The sequence below is a fragment of the Brevibacterium permense genome (assembly GCF_025506275.1).
GTDB lineage: Bacteria > Actinomycetota > Actinomycetes > Actinomycetales > Brevibacteriaceae > Brevibacterium > Brevibacterium permense_A.
Window position 1 is genome coordinate 1 of sequence record NZ_QYCP01000002.1, and the last position, 379, is coordinate 379.

Below are 379 nucleotides of genomic sequence, written 5' to 3' on the forward strand. Positions count from 1 at the left end.
GTGGCAAGGCATGGCCGCCGACCAGAGCAGCGACCCGAGATTCGTGGTCTTCGAGGCTCCCGTGTGGGGCCTGCGCGCGCTCGCGAAAGTGCTGCTGTCGTACAGCCGGAAGTATGGGCTGCGCACCCCCGAGGCCATCGTCGGCCGGTGGGCGCCGCCCACCGAGAACGACACCGGCGCATATGCGCGACAGGTCGCGAAGGCGCTCGGCGTGGGCGTGGGCGATGCCATCGATATGGAGAACGCGGGCACGCTCGCCGTGCTCGTGGCCGCCATCGTCACCCACGAGAACGGGCAGCAGCCCTATTCGCCCGCGCTCATCGCCCAGGCCGTGGCCCTGGCCCTGGAGTAGCGCATGCCAGAACTGAACGGGCTACCC

At 69.9% G+C, this 379-nt stretch carries 1 protein-coding gene; it reads left to right on the plus strand.

Annotation, left to right across the window (positions count from 1 at the left end; genetic code table 11):
• The coding region (locus D3I60_RS01290) for a hypothetical protein (RefSeq protein WP_262774291.1) at positions 1 to 352 on the plus strand (352 nt) is incomplete at its 5' end.
• Between the last annotated feature and the right edge of the window lie 27 nt (positions 353 to 379).